The following is a 19701-nucleotide window of genomic DNA, read 5'->3' as shown; positions in this document are numbered from 1 at the left end:
GCCCGTCCTCTTTTTTTATGATAAAAATGATCGCTTTACTTTTTCCCAGAAAGAATTGTCTTTCAGTTTCACCGTTTTGATTTTTTTATCGGATAGTGTAATCTCAACCTTTTTGACATTCCGCGTGCTGAGCGCTTCATTATCAAGCCCGATAATCGGATGCTCATTGCCGTCTTGCACCACCTGCAGTGTCAGCTTCCGGTCTGAGCTTAAAATAAACGGAGATCCGAGTGTACGGTATGTGTTGTTGTTCAACGATGCCAGTTCGGATACCTGCATGCAGGAAATCAAAGGATCAACAACGGCGCCTGAAACAGATTTATTGTAGGCGGTGCTGCCCGTCGGGGTGGAAATGATCATCCCGTCTCCTCTGAACGTCTCAAAATGAAGATCATCAATTAACACATCCATCACAAACGTTTTAATAATGCTTGAACGGATGGAAACCTCGTTTAAACAGTGAAAATGATTGCTGCCGTCCACCGTTACGTGAATGAGCGGGTATTTTCTGACCTCAAGCTGTTCCGCGGTCATGCTGGCCGCCATTTTTTCAGGCTCATCGCTGTGAAAATCACAGTACAAATGGGCTTTCCCTTTTTTAGCGATGCCGACATACAGGCAGTCATCACGGAATCCGGTTTTTCTGACGGCTTGCAGAAATGAGCCGTCGCTGCCGATGCTGGCGATAATTCCGGCATCCTCCGGTTGAGCCGCAACTGTAAAACCGTGCGATTCAGCAAGCTGCTTCAAAGAGCTGACTTGTTCTTTTGTTTCGTTGTTTTGTTTGTGAAAAAAATAAACATTGCGGCGAAGATCGGTCATATCCCCATTCCCCTTTGCTGTCATATTTACGTTTTTCTCCCAGCAGGTATTGTGTTAAAATACCTGTGGCAATAGTGTAACATGTTTCCTGTTTATCCGTTAAGGGAAAGCGCTTCATGAAAAAAATGAATCTTTTTTTACGGGGGAACGTACGAATATTGACAGAAAAGGAGGAGAACAAATGAATGCAAAAAGATGGATTGCGCTCGTCATCGCGCTCGGCATTTTCGGCGTATCAGTCATTGCAAGTGTGACCGTCGGGGTGCTGAAGAATATCGGAGATACAGGGTCTGACTTTGCATCACTGACAGATGACACAGAGGAAGTGACGCTGGATAAGGGCAGCCCCGGCAGTAAAATCGCCGTGCTTGAAGTGGACGGCACGATTGAGGATAACGGCGGGTCCGCTGGCCTGCTCAGCTCAGGCGGGTATGATCACAGATCATTTTTAAAACAGGTTGAGCGTGCGAAAGAAGACAAAAGTGTCAAAGGAATTGTGCTGAAAATCAATTCCCCTGGCGGAGGCGTGTACGAAAGCGCGGAAATACATAAAAAACTGGAAGAACTAAAGAAAGAAACGAAGAAACCGATTTATGTATCCATGGGCTCCATGGCGGCATCGGGAGGCTATTATATTTCAACGGCCGCCGATAAAATCTATGCTTCACCGGAAACGCTCACGGGTTCACTGGGCGTCATCATGGAAAGCGTCAATTATTCCAAGCTCGCCGATGAACTCGGCATCAAGTTTGAAACCATTAAAAGCGGCGCGCATAAAGACATCATGTCCCCGACCCGCGACATGACGAAGGAAGAAAGAAAGATCATGCAGACAATGGTCAACGATTCTTATGAAGGATTTGTCAATGTCATTTCAAAAGGCCGGCACATGTCAAAAGCGGATGTGAAAAAAATTGCCGACGGCCGTGTTTACGACGGCAGACAAGCGAAAAAAATCGGCCTCGTTGATGAGCTCGGTTTTTACGATGATACGATCAGCGCGATGAAAAAGGACCATAAAAATATGAAAAACGCTTCAGTCATCACATACGAGGAAGGATTCGGATTAGGCTCGCTCTTTTCCATGAGCGCAGCGAAAATGTTTAAAAGCGAAATTGATTTTCTGAATATGAAAGAACTCATTTCGCAATCCGGTTCGCCGCGGATGATGTATCTCTATGCAAAGTAGGGGGGAAGAAAGAATGGACGCGACTTACGAAGGCTTTCACGGCAAAGAAGAGGAAGCCGAACAACAGAGGGCGCCCGAGCAGGCATATGCGGGCTTTTGGATCAGGTTTTGGGCGTTTCTTCTTGATTGGCTGGTGGTCTGGGGACTTAACCATCTCATCGTTTCACCGATTTTCACGCTGATGAAGCTCCCGGCAACAAGCGGAATGTTTACAATCTCAGCTTATTCCGTCACAACCCTGATCGTCTACCTCGCCTATTTTGTGTTCATGACGAAATGGTTTCATCAGACACTCGGCAAGATGGTCTTCGGGTTAAAGGTCACTTCTTTGACGCCCGGAAAGCCGCTGACTTGGAGCACCGTCATTTTCAGAGAAGCGGTGGGGCGTTATATCGATAAAATCTGGATTCTCTATATCGTCATTGCGTTTACGCCCAAAAAGCAGGGCATTCATGATCTGATCGCCGACACAACGGTAATTCACGAAGCGCTGTACCGCAAATAAAAGCAGTAAACCCGGAATAAACGTCCGGGTTTATTTTTTTTGGTTTTGGCGATAATGCTGCTAAGGAAGTGAAGCTTATGGGATATGCCGCAGCAGCTGTTATTCTCATTCTCATTTTGGCCTGGCTGCTCATGAGGATGAAAATCCATCTGACTTTCGAATATCTTCACGATAAAGATAACGACAAACTGACGTTTAAAATCTCGGCTTTATACGGGCTGATCCGTATAAAAAAAACGCTGCCCGTCATTAAAGTAAACAGCGAAGACGCGTCAATTGATGTCAAACAGGACACAAAATCAGAAATGAAAGGTCAGAAAAAAGAGAAGAAAAAAATCACATATGAAGATGTCAAACAGAGCATTCACAGAATAGAAATGATTCTGCACCAAGTCTTTCAGATGCGCCAAATCGCCGCTTCATTTCTTGCGGGAGTCCGTGTTACGAAGTTCGAATGGGTGACGGTTATCGGAATAAAGGACGCCGCCGTTACGGGAATCGCCGCCGGCGGATTGTGGGCCGTAAAGGGAGGCCTGACGGCGATGCTGTATGATCATCTGCGTTTCATACATAAACCGGTGTGCGAAGTCATTCCGTCTTTTCAAGTGCCTGCATCCAAGACGCATTTGCAGTGTATATTCTTTTTTCGTTTTGGACATCTTATAGGTGCAGCTTTCAAATTGCTCAAATACGGGCGGAACGGACTTTCTATCATACGAAAGAAACAGCCGGTTCCGGTTGCTTCAAAGAATGATTCATCAGTTTAAGGAGGAGCGCATATGGCAGACCATCCCATTCAAGGTTTAATGAAAACCGCTATGGAAAATTTAAAAGAAATGATTGACGTGAATACAATCATCGGCGATCCTGTTGAAACGCCTGACGGCAGCGTAATCTTAACGGTTTCAAAGGTCGGCTTCGGATTTGCGGCGGGCGGAAGCGAGTTTGGAGGAAAGCCGGCTGAAAAAAGAACCGATGACGATGAAAGAAAAGAGCAGAAGCTCCCGTTCGGCGGCGGAAGCGGCGGCGGAGTATCCATTACGCCGATTGCGTTTCTGATTGTCGGAACAAACGGCGTGCGCATGCTTCATTTAGACGAAAACACCCACCTGATTGATAAACTGTTAGACTCCGCGCCTCAAACGATTGAACGCATCCAGCATATGTTTAAAAAGAATGAAAAAGGCCGGAACCAAAAAAGAACGGATATCGATTTATAACAGAAAAGTTAACTGCCGCCCGCAGTTAGCTTTTTTTACGATGCGGCATAACCTTTGCAGTTTGCATAAAACTCGACTATGATAGAGCTATACATAGATAAAGGGAGGAATCAGAATGGCTGAAATTACATTTAAAGGCGGAGCCGTGACGCTGATCGGACAAGAAGTGAAACCGGGTGACCAAGCTCCTGACTTCACGGTTCTGACAAACGGATTAGAAGAGAAGACATTAGCAGATATGAAAGGGAAAGTAACGATCATATCCGTTATTCCTTCCATTGACACAGGCGTATGTGACGCGCAGACACGCCGCTTCAACGAAGAAGCCGCAAAACTCGGTGATGTGAACGTTTATACAATCAGCGCCGACCTTCCGTTTGCACAAGCGCGCTGGTGCGGAGCGAACGGAATTGATAAAGTGGAAACATTATCGGATCATAAAGAGATGTCATTTGGTGAAGCATTCGGTGTTCACATCAAAGAACTTCGTCTTTTGGCACGTTCCGTATTTGTCCTTGATCAGGACGGAAAAGTCGTTTACGCGGAATACGTAAGCGAAGCGACAAACCACCCGAATTATGAAAAGCCTATCGAAGCTGCAAAAGCGTTAATCAAGTAAAGAGAGAAAAAGAGCTCCGGGTGCTGCCGCGGAGCTCTTTTCATGGCAAGGAGGAAACAGCATGCAACACGACCATGTCGGTCAGATTTATGAACTTTTAGATGAAGCCGCCCAAGTGATAGCAGAAGGCCTTCAAATTTCTTATATTGAGGGGCTTGCGGAAGCGGGAGAAATGTATTTTCTTGAAAAGGCCGACCAGCTTCCGCTTCAGGAAAAGCAAACCGGCGAGCTTAACAGCCTGCTTGCGAAAGCAGACTTCAGAAAATGGGAGCATGAATGGATCCGCAAGGCGTTCCAGCTCGCCATTTTAAAAGGGCTGAAAGATAAGTCCCATCCGAACAGACAGATGACGCCTGATACGATCGGCATTTTCATCAGTTACCTCGTGAATAAATTTACGAGCGGCCGAAAAGGCCTGACATTGCTGGACCCCGCCTGCGGCACCGGAAATCTTCTGCTGACCGCGGCAAACCAGCTTTCTGACAAAGCGGCAAAATGCTTCGGCATTGAAATCGACGATGTCCTTCTGAAGATCGCTTATGCTCAGGCGAATCTGCAGGAAAAAGAAATGGAGCTGTTCTGCCAGGACAGTCTTCAGCCGTTATTTATCGAACCGGCCGATGCGGTCATCTGCGATTTGCCGGTCGGCTACTATCCGAATGACGAAGGCGCTGAAGCGTTTGAGCTGAAAGCGGATGAAGGCCACTCTTTTGCTCACCACTTATTTATTGAGCAGAGCGTCAAACATACAAAACCGGGCGGATACTTATTTTTTATGATTCCGAACCATCTGTTTGACAGCGCGCAAAGCGATAAACTGAAGCGGTTTTTTGCGGAAAAAGTGTATATCAACGCCCTTCTTCAGCTGCCGGCTACTATGTTTAAAGACGAAGCGCAGGCAAAGAGCATTTTAATCTTGCAGAAAAAAGGCGAAGACGCAAAGCCGCCGAAACAAGCGCTTTTGGCGAATCTTCCTTCCTTTGCGAACCAGCAGGCGATGCGGGAAATGACGGCAAAATTGGATCAATGGATTCAAAAAGAAAAATAATGGCGAAGAAGCAGTGTGAGATGCAAAATCCCGCACTGCTTTTGCTTTTTAAAATGAATGGAAATCAGGACGATAACACAAATTAAGGAAAGAAAATAACATTTCGTAAGACCGTGCCGTCCATTTGGCACAAATGAAATTTATCAGAAAATATCGACTTCATATTGTATGCGGTACCAATGTGGATGTTGACTTGAAATGCTGAGTTGACAATGTTTAAATGGAAAAGTCAGATATTTTTTGGACTGCAATTATGGTCTGGGAAAAAAGAACGAACAAACGAAGAAGAATTTTGATAGGAGCGTCATTTATGTCTAAAATTATTGCAATTAACGCAGGAAGCTCATCTTTAAAATTTCAGTTATTCGAAATGCCTTCAGAAAAGGTGCTAACAAAAGGTTTAGTAGAACGGATCGGTATCGCCGACAGCGTTTTCACAATCTCTGTTAACGGCGAAAAAAATACAGAAGTGACAGATATTCCGGATCATGCGGTTGCGGTGAAGATGCTGCTTCACAAGCTGACTGAATTCGGTATTATAAAGGATTTAAATGAAATTGACGGAATCGGCCACCGTGTGGTTCACGGCGGAGAAAAATTCAGCGATTCTGTTTTGCTTACGGATGAAACAATCCGTGAGATTGAAGAGATTTCAGAACTAGCGCCGCTTCACAACCCGGCTAACATCGTCGGCATTAAAGCCTTTAAAGAAGTGCTTCCGAATGTGCCTGCGGTTGCAGTGTTTGATACGGCGTTCCACCAAACGATGCCTGAACAATCTTACCTGTACAGCCTACCGTACGAATACTACGAGAAATACGGCATTCGCAAATACGGTTTCCACGGCACATCTCATAAATACGTGACACAGCGCGCAGCTGAGCTTCTCGGCCGCCCGCTTGAAGATTTGCGTCTGATTTCCTGCCACCTCGGTAACGGCGCAAGTATCGCGGCCGTAGAAGGCGGAAAATCCATTGATACGTCAATGGGCTTCACACCGCTTGCGGGTGTTGCGATGGGAACACGTTCAGGAAACATCGACCCTGCATTGATTCCGTACATTATGGAAAAAACGGATCAGACGGCAGATGAAGTATTAAATACGTTAAATAAAAAGAGCGGACTGCTTGGCGTATCCGGTTTCTCCAGCGACCTACGCGATATCGTGGAAGCTTCAAAAGAAGGAAACGAAAGAGCGGAAACGGCTCTTGAAGTGTTCGCAAGCAGAATCCATAAATACATCGGTTCTTACGCTGCGAGAATGAGCGGCGTTGACGCGATTATTTTCACTGCGGGTATCGGTGAAAACAGCGTTGAAGTCAGAGAACGCGTGCTTCGCGGCTTAGAATTCATGGGTGTATATTGGGATCCTGCGCTGAACAACGTGCGCGGCGAGGAAGCGTTTATCAGCTACCCTCACTCTCCTGTCAAAGTCATGATCATTCCGACTGACGAAGAGGTCATGATCGCACGCGACGTTGTCCGCCTTGCACAGTAATGATCGAAAAAAGCACATCCTTTTAGGGTGTGCTTTTTTATTGAATGCCCCAGAATCAAACGTTACGATATGTTTAATACATAAACGATGAGGTGAAGCAATGAGTGTGCATGAACATAAACAAGAAGCCCCGTCAGCCGTGCGCTGCAAGGTGATCACAGTCAGCGACACGAGAACGAAAGAAACCGACAAAAGCGGGCGCGTCATGATGGACTTCCTCAGGGAAGCGGGATTTGAAACGGTCGCTTATGACATTGTTAAAGATGAAAAAGATGAATTGCAGAAAGCCGTTTTATCCGGCTGTATGGATGAATATACAGATGCGGTGCTGTTAAACGGAGGGACGGGCATTGCCGAAAGGGATGTCACAATTGAAGCGGTCACGCCGCTGTTTTCAAAAGAGCTCCCGGGATTCGGCGAGCTGTTCCGCATGCTGAGCTATACGGAGGACATCGGTTCCGCCGCCATTTTGTCCAGAGCGGCAGCGGGTGTGATCCAAAATACCGCAGTCTTCTGCACGCCCGGCTCTTCAGGCGCCGTAAAGCTTGCAATGAGTAAACTGATTATTCCTGAACTGCCCCATGTGCTCCGGGAAATCCGAAAAGATTTATAAATGTATAAAAAGACTCTGCTCCGCTCAAAAAATTGGGTGGGGTTTTTTTATAAAAGGCTTGAAAAAACAGAATTTACTTGTTACAGTGTATACATACAAAATGCATTTTTATTAATTAAAACTAATTTTTATACAAAAGGGAGCTTTTAACATGGCAGAACAAAAAAAGGTTGTATTGGCATACTCAGGAGGTCTTGATACTTCTGTAGCGATAAAATGGCTGCAAGAACAGGGATACGATGTTGTTGCCTGTTGCTTAGACGTAGGGGAAGGAAAGGATTTGGCATTCGTTCAGCAAAAAGCGCTGGAAGTAGGCGCCGTAAATTCCTATGTGATTGATGCGAAAGAAGAATTCGCCCGGGAGTACGCGCTCATTTCTATGCAGGCCCATACAATGTATGAAGGCAAGTATCCGCTCGTATCTGCACTATCCCGTCCGTTGATCGCGAAAAAACTCGTTGAAGTCGCGGAAAAGGAAAACGCGGTGGCCGTAGCGCACGGCTGCACGGGAAAAGGCAACGATCAGGTGCGTTTCGAAGTATCCATTAAATCATTAAATCCTGATCTGGAGGTCATTGCTCCGGTTCGTGAGTGGCAATGGTCGCGTGAAGAAGAAATTGAATATGCCGCAAGCCGCGGCATACCGATTCCGATCAATCTTGACAGCCCGTATTCCATCGACCAGAACCTATGGGGACGCGCCAATGAATGCGGTATATTAGAAGACCCGTGGGCGGCGCCGCCTGAAGGGGCATATGACCTGACAGCATCTCTTGAAAACACGCCGGACGTTCCGGAAATCATCGAAATCGCATTTGAAGCCGGTGTTCCGGTTTCAATCGACGGCGTAACCTACCCGCTCGCTGATTTAATTCTCAAGCTGAACGAGACTGCCGGAAAACACGGCATCGGCCGGATTGACCATGTGGAAAACCGCCTGGTCGGCATTAAGTCCCGTGAAGTTTATGAGTGCCCGGGCGCCATGACTTTGATTACGGCTCACAAAGAACTTGAGGATCTGACTTTAGTGAAAGAAGTGGCCCATTTCAAACCGGCAATTGAACAAAAACTGTCTGAAATCATCTATAACGGTTTATGGTTCTCGCCGTTAAAAGACGCGCTGCTTGCATTCTTGAAAGAAACCCAAAAACACGTCACCGGCGTCGTGCGCGTCAAGCTGTTTAAAGGCCATGCCATTGTAGAAGGACGTAAGTCGGAATATTCACTCTACGACGAAAAACTTGCGACATATACAAAAGACGATGCTTTTGACCATCACGCGGCAATCGGTTTCATTGAGCTTTGGGGGCTGCCGACAAAAGTAAACAGCATTGTGAAAAAGAAGGAGCAGATTGAAGCATGAAGAAGCTTTGGGGAGGCCGTTTTCAAAAAACACCGGAAAAGTGGGTCGATGAGTTCGGCGCATCCATCACATTCGACCAAAACTTAGTCAAAGAGGATATTACAGGGTCTCTCGCTCATGCGGCAATGCTGAAAAAATGCGGCATTCTGACGGAAGAAGAAGAAGGCGCCATCCGACAGGGGCTGCAGACCCTCCTGCAAAAAGCAGATGAAGGAACGCTTGAATTCTCTGTTGATTATGAAGATATCCATTTGAATATTGAAAAAATGCTGATCGAAGAAATCGGACCGCTAGGCGGCAAGCTCCATACCGGCAGAAGCCGGAATGACCAGGTGGCGACCGACATGCATTTGTATTTGAAAGATCATGTCTCACATATCATCGTGCTGATTGAACAGTTCCAAAAAGCGCTGATCGAAAAAGCGGAGGCCAATGTCGAGACCATTCTGCCGGGGTACACCCATTTACAGCGGGCTCAGCCGATTTCTTTCGCCCACCATCTGCTTGCTTATTTTTGGATGCTTGAACGGGATAAAGAGCGTTTTCGCGATGCTATGAAGCGGATTAACATATCGCCGCTCGGATGCGGGGCGCTTGCCGGAACCACGTTTCCGATAGACCGTAACTATTCGGCGGAGCTGCTCGGTTTTGACTCCATTTATGAGAACAGTCTTGACGGAGTCAGTGACAGAGATTTTATTCTCGAGTTTTTAAGCGGCAGCAGCATGCTGATGATGCACCTTTCGCGTTTATCAGAAGAAATCATTCTATGGTGCTCGCAGGAATTCAGATTCATTGAACTGGATGATACGTATGCGACGGGAAGCAGCATGATGCCGCAGAAGAAAAACCCCGACATGGCGGAGCTGATCCGCGGTAAAACCGGACGCGTATACGGTGATATGATGGGGCTTTTCACGATTATGAAAGGGCTCCCGCTCGCTTACAACAAAGACCTGCAGGAAGATAAAGAAGGCATGTTTGACACGGTGAAAACCGTTGAAGGAAGCCTTCAGATTTTCACGGGCATGATTGAAACGATGAAAGTAAACAAAGACATCATGAAACAAGCGACAAAACAAGATTTTTCAAACGCGACGGAACTTGCCGATTATTTAGCTAAAAAAGGCATGCCGTTCAGAGAAGCGCATGAAGTGGTCGGCAAGCTTGTGTACAGCTGCATTGAAAAAGGAATCTATTTAAGTGATATGGCATTTGAAGAATTCCTTCAAGCCAGCAGTCTCTTTGAAGAAGACATCTATACCGTGCTCGATCCGCATCATGCGGTTGAAAAAAGAATGAGCGCCGGCGGAACGGGTTTTCAGCAGGTAGAACAGGCGCTCGTAAAAGCAAAAGCCTGCGCCGGCATTTAATTTGCTGAAATTTCCTTCATATTTTCCCGTCATATCAGACACCCTACATCTATAAAGATGGGAGGTAGAAGGAATGCGCAAAGAACAAGACCGTTACATCTATGATGAAAAAGAAAGTGAAGAAACGGCCAGGCTCATCTCAGAGGCATACGAAAGCGGTTATGTCGGCATGGAGGAAGCCTCTGCTCCTTCAGAAAATTAAGCTGTCTATAAAGACGGCTTTTTTTTCGTGCGGACGAAGTGCAAAAAAGTGATATTGCCGTTTGTTTATAGTAAAGTAGAGGGAGAAACGTCTTGATTTTATTGAAGCGGCAACGTTGCCTGGGGAGGGTATTCAATGTGCGACATGCTCTAATCACTGCCGGTACAAAGGGATTGGGCCGAAAAGTGACTGAAATGCTTCTGGAAAAAGGCTTTTCTGTCACAGTGAATTACAGACAAGACGAAGAAGCGGTCGCCTGTCTGAAGGCGGATTATCCCGGGTGCCATGACAGATTGCAATTCGTTAAGGGCGATGTAACCCGGAAAGAAGATCTCATGCGGATCGCCGATGCAGCCCTTCAGCGGTTTGGAAGGATTGACATACTGATTAACAATGCCGGACCGTACATATTTGAGCGCAAAAAGCTTGCCGATTATTCCGATGACGAATGGTATGACATGCTTGAAGGGAATTTAAGCGCCGTTTTCCATCTGTTTAAAGCGGTTATCCCGGTCATGAGACAGCAGCGGTTCGGCCGGATTATTACATACGGTTTTCAAGGAGCGGATCATGCCCCCGGCTGGCTTCACCGTTCCGCTTTCGGAGCGGCTAAAGTCGGATTGGCTTCGTTAACGAAAACCATTGCGATTGAAGAAGCTGAATCAGGCATTACCGCCAATATGGTCTGCCCGGGTGATATTGTAGGAGATATGAAAGAAGCGTCTATAGAGGAAGCAAGACGGGAAATCGGCAAAGAAAAGACGCCGATCGGCAGGTCCGGAACCGGAGAGGACATTGCGAGAATCATCGCCTTTTTATGTGAAGATGATTCCGATCTTGTAACCGGAACGGTCATTGAAGCAACAGGCGGGCTGAATGTGATTAACAGGCATCAATCCCTGTAAGTTTTTTCGTTTGTCAAAAAGGGAATTTGATAAATATTAATTTTTTATGAGGTGAAAACGATGAAAGTGACTTATCACGGACATTCTGTCATTCAAGTGGAAACGAAAACCCATAACATTATTTTTGATCCGTTTCTGACCGGAAACAGTCTGACAAATTTGAAACCGGAAGAAGTGAAAGCGGATGTCATCCTGCTTACTCACGGACACAATGACCATGTCGGAGATACAGAGCAGATCGCCAAACAAAACGATGCGCTCGTCATTGCGCCGAACGAGCTGGCCGTTTATCTCGGCTTTAAAGGTTTAAACGTCCACCCGATGCATATCGGCGGAGCGCGCCAATTTGATTTCGGTAAAGTGAAACTGACACAGGCATTCCACGGATCGGCGGTCACTGATGAAGAAAACAAAACCATTACGTACACGGGGATGCCGGCCGGGATTTTATTGACGATTGACGGCAAAACGATTTTCCACGCCGGGGACACGGCGCTGTTCTCTGATATGAAACTGATCGGGGAACTGAATCACATTGACTTGGCGTTTCTGCCGATCGGTGATAACTTCACCATGGGCCCTGAAGATGCGAAACTCGCGGCTGAATGGCTGAGAGCGAAACAGGTCGTTCCCGTTCATTACAATACATTTCCTGTCATTGAACAGGACCCTGACGCTTTCGCCGAAAGTCTGCCCGGAGGCGTCGGCAAAGTCATGGCGGTCGGCGAGACCATTGAGCTTGCCTGACATATGTGTCAAAGACCTTCTGAATCAAGCATTCAGAAGGTCTTTTTGTGATGCCGCCTTTTTTCGGGCGTCTCATTGCGAATGAATCCCCCGTACCCTTATAATAAAAGCAGAAGACTGTCCTTAGAGGTGAAACGCTTGGCAACAAAGCATGAACAAATCCTATCATACATAGATTCGCTTCCTGTCGGTGAAAAAATTTCGGTCAGAAGAATTGCGAAAGAAATGAAAGTCAGTGAAGGAACGGCTTACAGAGCCATTAAGGAAGCCGAAAACAAAGGATTCGTTTCCACTATTGAACGTGTGGGGACCATCCGGATTGAACAGAAGAAAAAAGAAAATATTGAAAAGCTGACATACGCCGAGGTCGTCAATGTGATAGACGGCCAGGTGCTCGGCGGAAAAGCCGGTCTGCATAAAACGTTGAACAAGTTTGTGATCGGCGCGATGGAGCTTGACGCGATGATGCGTTATACAGCGGCGGGGAACCTGTTAATCGTCGGGAACCGAATCAACGCCCACCGCCAGGCGCTTGAAGCGGGCGCGGCTGTTTTGGTAACGGGAGGGTTTAATACCGACGACAGCATTATCGAGCTGGCTGATATGCTTGAGCTTCCGATTCTCTCCACGAGTTACGATACCTTTACGGTAGCCGCGATGATCAACCGGGCGATCTATGATCAGCTCATAAAAAAAGAGATTGTGCTCGTGGAAGACATTTTGACGCCCGCAGATCGGACAGTGACGCTGTCCCCTAAGGATAAGCTGGAGAAATGGTACGAAAAGAACTATGAAACCGGACACGGCCGCTTCCCGGTGATCGATCAGCAGATGAAAATCCACGGAATCCTCACATCGAAAGATATCGCGGGGCATGACCGGTCAGTTCCGATTGAAAAAGTAATGACCAAAAACCCTGTCACGGTGATCGGGAAAACATCTGTCGCCTCAGCGGCTCAAATGATGGTTTGGGAAGGAATTGAAGTGCTTCCGGTGACAGACGGGCATCACAAACTGATCGGAATGATCAGCCGCCAGGATGTCTTAAAAGCGCTTCAAATGGTTCAAAAGCAGCCTCAGGTCGGGGAAAAGCTGGATGATATTGTTTCAAGGGGATTTAAAGAAGACGAAGATGACAAAACGCCGGCCGTTTATCAATATGAAGTCACGCCGCAAATGACCAATCAGCTCGGCACGATTTCTTACGGGGTGTTTACGACGATTTTAACCCAGGCCGCCAGCCGATTTTTACGCTCCCGCAAACGCGGCGAGCTGGTCATTGAAAGCATTACGATTTTCTTCCTGAAGCCCGTACAGATGGAGTCGGTCATTGAAGTGAAACCGCGCATTTTAGAGGCGGGCCGGAAATTCGGGAAAATGGAAGTGGAAGTGTCAAGCCAAAGCGGCATCGTTTCAAAAGCGATGCTCATGGTGCAGCTGATGGAGAGAAGTTAAGGGACGCACCCGGGTCCCTTGGCATTCATTATGCGTGGTCCCTCTCCGCTTCCTTTGCGTGGATGGGCTCATAATGCTTATAGGCTTTATACCCGGCCCATGCGCTGCCTGCTCCGATTAAAATGAAGACGCCGCCGATGACCAGGGTCAGGACGGAGTGAAACAGAATCATTTGGTTTACTCCGTACAAAAACACCAGCGCGCCTAATGCCATACTTGATTTAGCCGAAAAACATTCTTTTTCCAGCGCCCGTTTCGTCTGGATTCCTTTTACTTTGTAATACACGTAAAAGCAGGCAGAAAGCCCGATGAGAAAAACAAAAACCAGCATAAATGAAATCCTCCATTATATGAGTTTGCAAAACCGTTTATACCGTTGCTGAAAGATTTTCCTTTTCCATGGATAAAGAGTATGATTAAATGAATAAAAACGAAAAGGAGAAAGCGATGAAATCCGAACTGATCAGAACCATATCATTATATGACACCATTATCTTACATAGACATGTGAGGCCTGACCCGGACGCCTACGGTTCACAGTGCGGCCTTACGGAAATCCTGCGGGAAACGTATCCCGAAAAAAATATTTTTGCCGTCGGACAGCCTGAGCCGTCCTTGTCTTTTTTATATTCCCTCGATGAGGTGGATGACGAAACCTATAAAGATGCTCTTGTCATCGTGTGCGACACCGCAAACCAGGGCAGGATCGACGATCAGCGCTACCATTCCGGCGCAAAGCTCATGAAAATAGACCACCATCCAAATGAAGATCCGTATGGCGATCTGTTATGGGTCGATACGAATGCAAGCTCCGTAAGCGAAATGATCTATGAGCTGTACCTGGAAGGAAAACAGCACGGCTGGAAACTGAATACGAAAGCAGCTGAGCTGATCTACGCGGGTATCGTCGGTGATACGGGGCGTTTCTTATTCCCGAACACCACAAAAAAGACATTAAAATACGCGGGAGAGCTCATTGAGTTCCCATTTTCATCGTCAGAACTGTTCAATCAATTGTATGAAACAAAATTAAATGTGGTGAAGCTTAACGGCTTTATTTATCAAAATGTGTCACTGTCTGAAAACGGCGTCGCTTCCGTTTTCATTAAAAAAGACATTTTGGAGACATATGGAACCACCGCTTCTGAAGCGTCGCAGCTTGTCGGAACACTCGGAAATATTTCGGGTATCCGCGCTTGGGTGTTTTTCGTAGAAGAAGACGATCAAATCAGAGTCCGGTTCCGTTCAAAAGGTCCGGTCATCAACGGAATTGCCCGGAAATACAATGGCGGCGGACATCCGCTTGCGGCCGGCGCATCCATCTTCAGCTGGGATGAAACCGATCAGATTCTTGCTGATCTGGAAGAGGTATGTAACGAACACAAGTAGAGGGGAGACCCTCTTTCTTAGTGTTCATCTGTCACGGGGATGAACCAGCAGCCGAATTCAGTCAGGTCTTCGTAGACGCGGAGATTACAGATTTGGAGTTCTTTTTTTATGAGGGAAGCGAGTGTGTCTGTTTCTGCATATGCGGAATAGCCTTGTCTGATTCGGGCTGCATGATCTTTTGCCAAGCGTCGTTCACTAAAAACCTCCATTTTCCCTTCCTCCCTTCAGAATCATTGAAAATGTCTCATCTACAGTTTATAAAAAAGCGGAGAAAAAAGCGACAGATCTATGGAAAATTTTTAAAAATGACATAATTACGTCGCAAAAGAAATATGAATTTCGACAGACAATCTCGTATAAATCGTCAGTTCCTTTACTTCAGCTTTAAATTCCTTCTCATTTATGGTGTATATTTTGTTTTCGATCGTCCGTTTTAAAAGTTCCTTTGTTTTATACACGCTTTCAATATCTTTTGTGATGACTTCAGAAATATTATCTTTCACTTGTTCCTCAAATTTCATCTTGTCAGGCTGGGCGATTCTGTATTTTTCCCCATTGATCAGCTTCACATCAACACTTTGGATGAGAAGTCTTTGCTTATTATCCTCATTTAATTTATGAAGATCCTTCTGATAGATGGAGATTTGGTTTTTTAAATCCCTCGCGTGCTCACGCTGCTTTTCAATTAACGTCACCTGTTCTTCCTGAAACGTTCCGTATGTAAACAGAAAGAACAGCCAGCTGACGATGGCTCCGCACATCATTCCCGCAAAAAAACGCTGCCATCCCGGTTTTTTATAATACTCGGGAATTCTCATGATGACATATTCTCCTGGGTCAGCCATGAAATAATCAGCCAGCCGGTCTGCGCGCCGCCCATTGCTGAAATAATTAAAAGAAGCTGTTTGAAGATGTCGCGCGTGTTGCCTTCAAACAGTCCCCGCTCGAAACTGTATACCGCGTCAAATGTTCCCCCGATGGCCGCGACAAGCGCCCAGATCTTCAGCCTGTTCGCCAATTTTGTGATCGCCGTCAGCGGAGGCTCGCCTGATAAATAAGCTCCGAGGCCGCCGATCAGCGCGCCGCCGAGCAACACACCGAGGGCGATAAAATAACTGCTGATGAAATTCGCCATAAATCCGGCTTCCTGATCCATATATACACCACCTCACTTTTCTATCATATTGAGCGAAACGGACAAGTATGATGATGAGTCAAAAAAGAACATTTGTTTCTTAAGAAAACCCGTCTTATAATGTAGAAAGGCAAAATGAACGTATGGGAAAGGAGTGGCGGCATTGTCTTTTGTTCACCTGCAAGTACATAGCGGCTACAGTCTGTTAAACAGCGCCGCTTCTGTAAAAGAGCTTGTTACACAAGCGAAGGAACTCGGATATTCATCATTGGCGCTGACGGACGAAAATGTGATGTACGGCGCCATTGAGTTTTATAAAGCATGCAAATCAAACGGAATGAAGCCGATTATCGGTCTGACGGCTTCTATATACACGGACGATACGGAGCTTGAAGCACACCCGCTCATTCTTTTAGCAGAGACAAACACCGGATATCAGAACCTGGTGAAAATCTCAAGTGCGCTGCAATCCATGGCAAAGGGCGGCATGAAGCGAAAATGGATGAAGAGCTATCATGAGGGGCTGATCGCCATTACGCCCGGTGAAAACGGGTACATTGAAAGCCTGCTTCAAGCCGGGAAGTTTGAAGAAGCGGTCCGGGCTGCCGAAGGATTCCGGGAGCTGTTCGGAGACGGCCGTTTTTATTTAGGGTACCAGCCGTTTAAAGGACATGAGACGTTATCCGAAGAGATCCTCCGCCTGTCAGCCGAAACGGAAATCGCTGTCTGCGCTGCGGGAGATGTCCGTTATATCAAGAAAGAAGATCAAGATGCGTACCGCTGTCTGTGCGCTATTAAAGCCGGAGAGAAGTGGGAGGATCAGAGCGGAAATCTGCCGGACTTATACTTGAGGGCGCCTGAAGAAATGGCAGAGCTTTACACGCGGCATCCGGAAGCGATTGAAGCAGCCGCGCGTATCGCCCGGCAATGCCGGGTCGATGTCAGCCTCGGACAGACACAGCTTCCGTCTTTTCCGGCGCCGGACGGCAAATCAGCCGATGACTATTTGGCGGAGATCTGTCATGAGGGGCTGCGCCTCCGTTTCGGCACTCCTGATGAGCGCGCTGTCCGCCGGCTTGAATATGAGCTGGACGTCATCAGGCGTATGAAATTCAGTGATTATTTTCTCATCGTATGGGACTTTATGAAGTACGCGCATGAAAAGGGCATTGTGACAGGCCCGGGAAGGGGGTCCGCGGCAGGCTCGCTTGTCGCTTACTCCCTTTTCATTACCGACGTGGATCCGCTTAAACATTCTCTGCTGTTTGAGAGATTTCTTAATCCCGAGCGGATCAGCATGCCGGATATTGATATCGATTTCCCTGACACGAGAAGGGATGAGGTCATTCAGTATGTACAAAATAAGTACGGGGCCATGCACGTCGCCCAGATTATCACCTTCGGGACATTGGCCGCAAAGGCGGCGTTAAGGGATACCGGGAGAGTGTTCGGAATCAGCCCGAAAGAAGCCGACCAGCTTGCCCGCCTGATTCCGTCAAAACCGGGAATAACGCTTGAGGAAGCGAGGCGGCAGTCCGCTCAGCTGAACAGGAGGCTGTCCGAATCCGCCGTTCTTCATAAAGTGTTTCAGATCGCAAGGAAAATTGAAGGTCTTCCGCGGCACACGTCAACACACGCGGCCGGGGTCGTTCTCAGTAAAGAGCCGCTTTCTGAAGTTGTCCCTCTTCAAGAAGGGCATGACGGCGTGTATTTAACGCAGTATGCGATGGATCACTTGGAAGATCTCGGTCTTTTAAAAATGGACTTTTTAGGTTTGCGCAACCTTACGCTTATTGAATCCATTAAAACGATGATTGAAAAAGAGACGAATACGAAAATTGATTTTTCCGAGATTTCTTATCAGGATGAAAAAACGTTCTCGCTATTGTCAAACGGTGATACGACGGGTATTTTCCAGCTGGAATCATCAGGAATGAGAAACGTGCTGAAACGCCTGAAGCCGTCAAGACTGGAAGACATTGTCGCGGTTAACGCGCTTTACAGGCCGGGACCGATGGAAAATATTCCTTTATTTATCGACCGGAAGCACGGGCGGGCGCGTGTGGAAGTGCCGCACGAGGACGTACGAAATATTCTCAGTGACACTTACGGCGTCATCGTCTATCAAGAACAGATAATGATGATCGCCTCGCGCATGGCAGGGTTTTCATTAGGTGAAGCGGATCTGCTCAGACGGGCTGTCAGCAAAAAGCAAAAGGACATTCTGGACAGAGAGCGAAGCCATTTTGTTGAAGGGTGCTTAAAAAAGGAGTATTCTGTAGTCACTGCAAACGAGGTCTACGATCTGATTGTAAAATTCGCTAACTACGGATTCAACAGAAGCCATGCTGTCGCATACAGCATGATCGGCTATCAGCTCGCCTATTTAAAAGCGCATTATCCGTTATATTTTATGTGCGGGCTGTTGACGAGCGTCATCGGCAATGAGGACAAAATATCGCAATATCTGCATGAAGCGAAGGGGAGCGGGATTCAAGTCCTTCCGCCGTCAATAAACAAAAGCGGTTTTCCGTTTGCGCCGGAAAACGGAGCCGTCAGATACAGTTTGCGGGCCGTTAAAAACGTAGGCGTCTCGGCAGTGAAAGATATTTATAAAGCAAGAACACATAAACCGTTCGAGGATCTTTTCGATTTCTGCTTTCGCGTACCTGCAAAAAGCGTGAATCGGAAAACCATCGAAGCCCTTATATTTTCTGGCGCCATGGACGAATTCAATCAAAATCGCGCCGCCTTGCTGGCCTCCGTTGATGTGGCTTTAGAGCACGCTGAACTTTTTCGTGCAGACGATGACCAAATGGGATTGTTTTTGGAAGAATCGTTCTCCATTAAGCCAAAATATGTAGAGGCTGAGGAATTTCCGCTCGTGGACAAGCTTCGGTTCGAAAAAGAAGCTCTCGGTGTTTATTTCTCAAGCCATCCTTTATCCGCTTTCAGGGATCTCCTGAAAAAACGGGGGGCGCAAGCGATCACAGCAGCGCGGCAGATGCCGAAGGGACAGCTGTCAATCGGTGCTTTGCTCGCGGGCATTAAAACGATTCGGACAAAGACAGGTCAGCATATGGCGTTTCTCACATTAAGCGATGAAACGGGAGAAATGGAAGCCGTCGTGTTTCCTGACCAATATAGAAGGCTGTCTCCGCTGTTAGAAGAAGGCGCGCTTTTATTCGCCGCCGGAAAAATGGAAGAGCGTCAGGAGAAGACACAATTCATCATGTCATCCGCCTCTCTTCTTGAGCAGACGGAGGCAGACAGAGCGCCGTCTGTTTACATCAAAATCGAAGGCAGCCGGCACAATCAGGAGTTTTTGGAAAAGATGAAGCGTATTTTACTGGAGCATAAAGGGGAAACCGGCGTTTATCTTTATTATGAAAAAGACAAGCAGACGATCAGGCTGCCGGATACTTTTCATATTCAGGCGGACCATCAGGCGTTATACCGTTTAAAAGAGCTGCTGGGCCGCGAAAACGTCGTGTTAAAATAGTGGTAACAATAATCGTTTTGTTATACAATTGAAACAATTGTGCTATCTTATTTAAAGATTCTGAAATTTTTCACCTCCAGCGATTGTACCAGTCTATGCGGCAGAATATGTAACAA

21 protein-coding genes are annotated in these 19701 nt (G+C 46.9%); 16 read left to right on the top strand and 5 right to left on the bottom strand.

Annotated features, from left to right (window positions below; translation table 11 throughout):
* Positions 1-15: 15 nt before the first annotated feature.
* Positions 16-822 carry an NAD kinase gene (locus NYE68_RS15320; protein WP_176283467.1) on the bottom strand — a complete coding sequence of 269 codons (807 nt, stop codon included), beginning with the start codon at positions 820-822 and terminating at the stop codon, positions 16-18.
* 181 nt (positions 823-1003) lie between these two features.
* On the opposite strand from NYE68_RS15320, the gene sppA reads away from it, so the two are divergent.
* The 14 genes from sppA (at position 1004) to NYE68_RS15250 (ending at position 13559) form a co-directional block, all read left to right on the top strand.
* Positions 1004-2011, top strand: a complete 1008-nt coding sequence (gene sppA, locus NYE68_RS15315; protein ID WP_003152419.1) for a signal peptide peptidase SppA — start codon at positions 1004-1006, stop codon at positions 2009-2011.
* Positions 2012-2024: 13 nt separating this feature from the next.
* Positions 2025-2516 (top strand): RDD family protein, encoded by a 492-nt coding sequence (locus NYE68_RS15310; protein ID WP_007408048.1) that lies wholly within the window; start codon positions 2025-2027, stop codon positions 2514-2516.
* Positions 2517-2593: 77 nt separating this feature from the next.
* Complete coding sequence (locus NYE68_RS15305; protein WP_007408049.1) at positions 2594-3283, top strand: DUF2953 domain-containing protein; 690 nt, start codon at positions 2594-2596, stop codon at positions 3281-3283.
* A 12-nt stretch (positions 3284-3295) separates the two neighbouring features.
* Positions 3296-3736, top strand: a complete 441-nt coding sequence (gene ytfJ, locus NYE68_RS15300) for a GerW family sporulation protein (RefSeq protein WP_003152423.1) — start codon at positions 3296-3298, stop codon at positions 3734-3736.
* Between the two features lie 115 nt (positions 3737-3851).
* A complete protein-coding gene (gene tpx, locus NYE68_RS15295) occupies positions 3852-4355 on the top strand; it encodes a thiol peroxidase (protein ID WP_007613091.1) in 504 nt (167 codons plus the stop codon).
* 61 nt (positions 4356-4416) lie between these two features.
* Positions 4417-5403 (top strand): class I SAM-dependent methyltransferase, encoded by a 987-nt coding sequence (locus tag NYE68_RS15290; protein ID WP_033574203.1) that lies wholly within the window; start codon positions 4417-4419, stop codon positions 5401-5403.
* 310 nt (positions 5404-5713) lie between these two features.
* On the top strand, positions 5714-6901 hold the full coding sequence (locus tag NYE68_RS15285) for an acetate kinase (protein WP_007408053.1): 1188 nt from the start codon (positions 5714-5716) through the stop codon (positions 6899-6901).
* Positions 6902-7001: 100 nt separating this feature from the next.
* Positions 7002-7514, top strand: a complete 513-nt coding sequence (locus NYE68_RS15280; protein ID WP_007408054.1) for a molybdenum cofactor biosynthesis protein B — start codon at positions 7002-7004, stop codon at positions 7512-7514.
* Between the two features lie 151 nt (positions 7515-7665).
* Positions 7666-8877 (top strand): argininosuccinate synthase, encoded by a 1212-nt coding sequence (locus NYE68_RS15275; protein WP_003152428.1) that lies wholly within the window; start codon positions 7666-7668, stop codon positions 8875-8877.
* Positions 8874-10250, top strand: coding sequence for an argininosuccinate lyase (argH, locus tag NYE68_RS15270; protein WP_039254221.1), 1377 nt, complete (start codon positions 8874-8876; stop codon positions 10248-10250). The genes NYE68_RS15275 and argH overlap by 4 nt, the downstream gene beginning before the upstream one ends.
* A gap of 73 nt (positions 10251-10323) precedes the next feature.
* Positions 10324-10452, top strand: a complete 129-nt coding sequence (locus NYE68_RS15265; protein ID WP_007408056.1) for a hypothetical protein — start codon at positions 10324-10326, stop codon at positions 10450-10452.
* A gap of 137 nt (positions 10453-10589) precedes the next feature.
* A complete protein-coding gene (locus NYE68_RS15260) occupies positions 10590-11357 on the top strand; it encodes an SDR family oxidoreductase (RefSeq protein ID WP_039254223.1) in 768 nt (255 codons plus the stop codon).
* 60 nt (positions 11358-11417) lie between these two features.
* A complete protein-coding gene (locus NYE68_RS15255) occupies positions 11418-12104 on the top strand; it encodes a metal-dependent hydrolase (protein ID WP_016938592.1) in 687 nt (228 codons plus the stop codon).
* 138 nt (positions 12105-12242) lie between these two features.
* Positions 12243-13559 (top strand): CBS domain-containing protein, encoded by a 1317-nt coding sequence (locus NYE68_RS15250; RefSeq protein ID WP_012118175.1) that lies wholly within the window; start codon positions 12243-12245, stop codon positions 13557-13559.
* A gap of 28 nt (positions 13560-13587) precedes the next feature.
* Here NYE68_RS15250 and NYE68_RS15245 read toward each other — a convergent pair whose 3' ends face one another.
* Positions 13588-13890, bottom strand: coding sequence for a YtpI family protein (locus tag NYE68_RS15245; RefSeq protein WP_007408059.1), 303 nt, complete (start codon positions 13888-13890; stop codon positions 13588-13590).
* A gap of 116 nt (positions 13891-14006) precedes the next feature.
* Between NYE68_RS15245 and NYE68_RS15240 the strand changes: the two genes are divergently transcribed.
* Entirely contained in the window at positions 14007-14948 is a 942-nt protein-coding gene (locus NYE68_RS15240) for a bifunctional oligoribonuclease/PAP phosphatase NrnA (protein ID WP_031379139.1), read from the top strand.
* Positions 14949-14965: 17 nt separating this feature from the next.
* Here the strand turns inward: NYE68_RS15240 and NYE68_RS15235 are convergent, their stop codons facing one another.
* From NYE68_RS15235 to NYE68_RS15225, 3 genes are all read right to left on the bottom strand, one after another.
* Positions 14966-15157 carry a hypothetical protein gene (locus NYE68_RS15235; protein WP_003152436.1) on the bottom strand — a complete coding sequence of 64 codons (192 nt, stop codon included), beginning with the start codon at positions 15155-15157 and terminating at the stop codon, positions 14966-14968.
* A 105-nt stretch (positions 15158-15262) separates the two neighbouring features.
* A complete protein-coding gene (gene ytrI, locus NYE68_RS15230; protein ID WP_007408062.1) occupies positions 15263-15766 on the bottom strand; it encodes a sporulation membrane protein YtrI in 504 nt (167 codons plus the stop codon).
* A complete protein-coding gene (locus tag NYE68_RS15225; protein ID WP_003152438.1) occupies positions 15763-16104 on the bottom strand; it encodes a YtrH family sporulation protein in 342 nt (113 codons plus the stop codon). Before NYE68_RS15225 ends, ytrI begins: the two co-directional genes overlap by 4 nt.
* A gap of 142 nt (positions 16105-16246) precedes the next feature.
* On the opposite strand from NYE68_RS15225, the gene dnaE reads away from it, so the two are divergent.
* Positions 16247-19585 carry a DNA polymerase III subunit alpha gene (gene dnaE / locus NYE68_RS15220; protein ID WP_229041220.1) on the top strand — a complete coding sequence of 1113 codons (3339 nt, stop codon included), beginning with the start codon at positions 16247-16249 and terminating at the stop codon, positions 19583-19585.
* Positions 19586-19701 lie beyond the last annotated feature (116 nt).

The sequence above is a fragment of the Bacillus sp. FSL R5-0447 genome, assembly GCF_038606125.1.
GTDB classification, from domain to species: domain Bacteria; phylum Bacillota; class Bacilli; order Bacillales; family Bacillaceae; genus Bacillus; species Bacillus velezensis.
The sequence above is the reverse complement of the archived record's forward strand: the minus strand, read 5'-3'. Positions and strand labels throughout refer to the sequence as shown.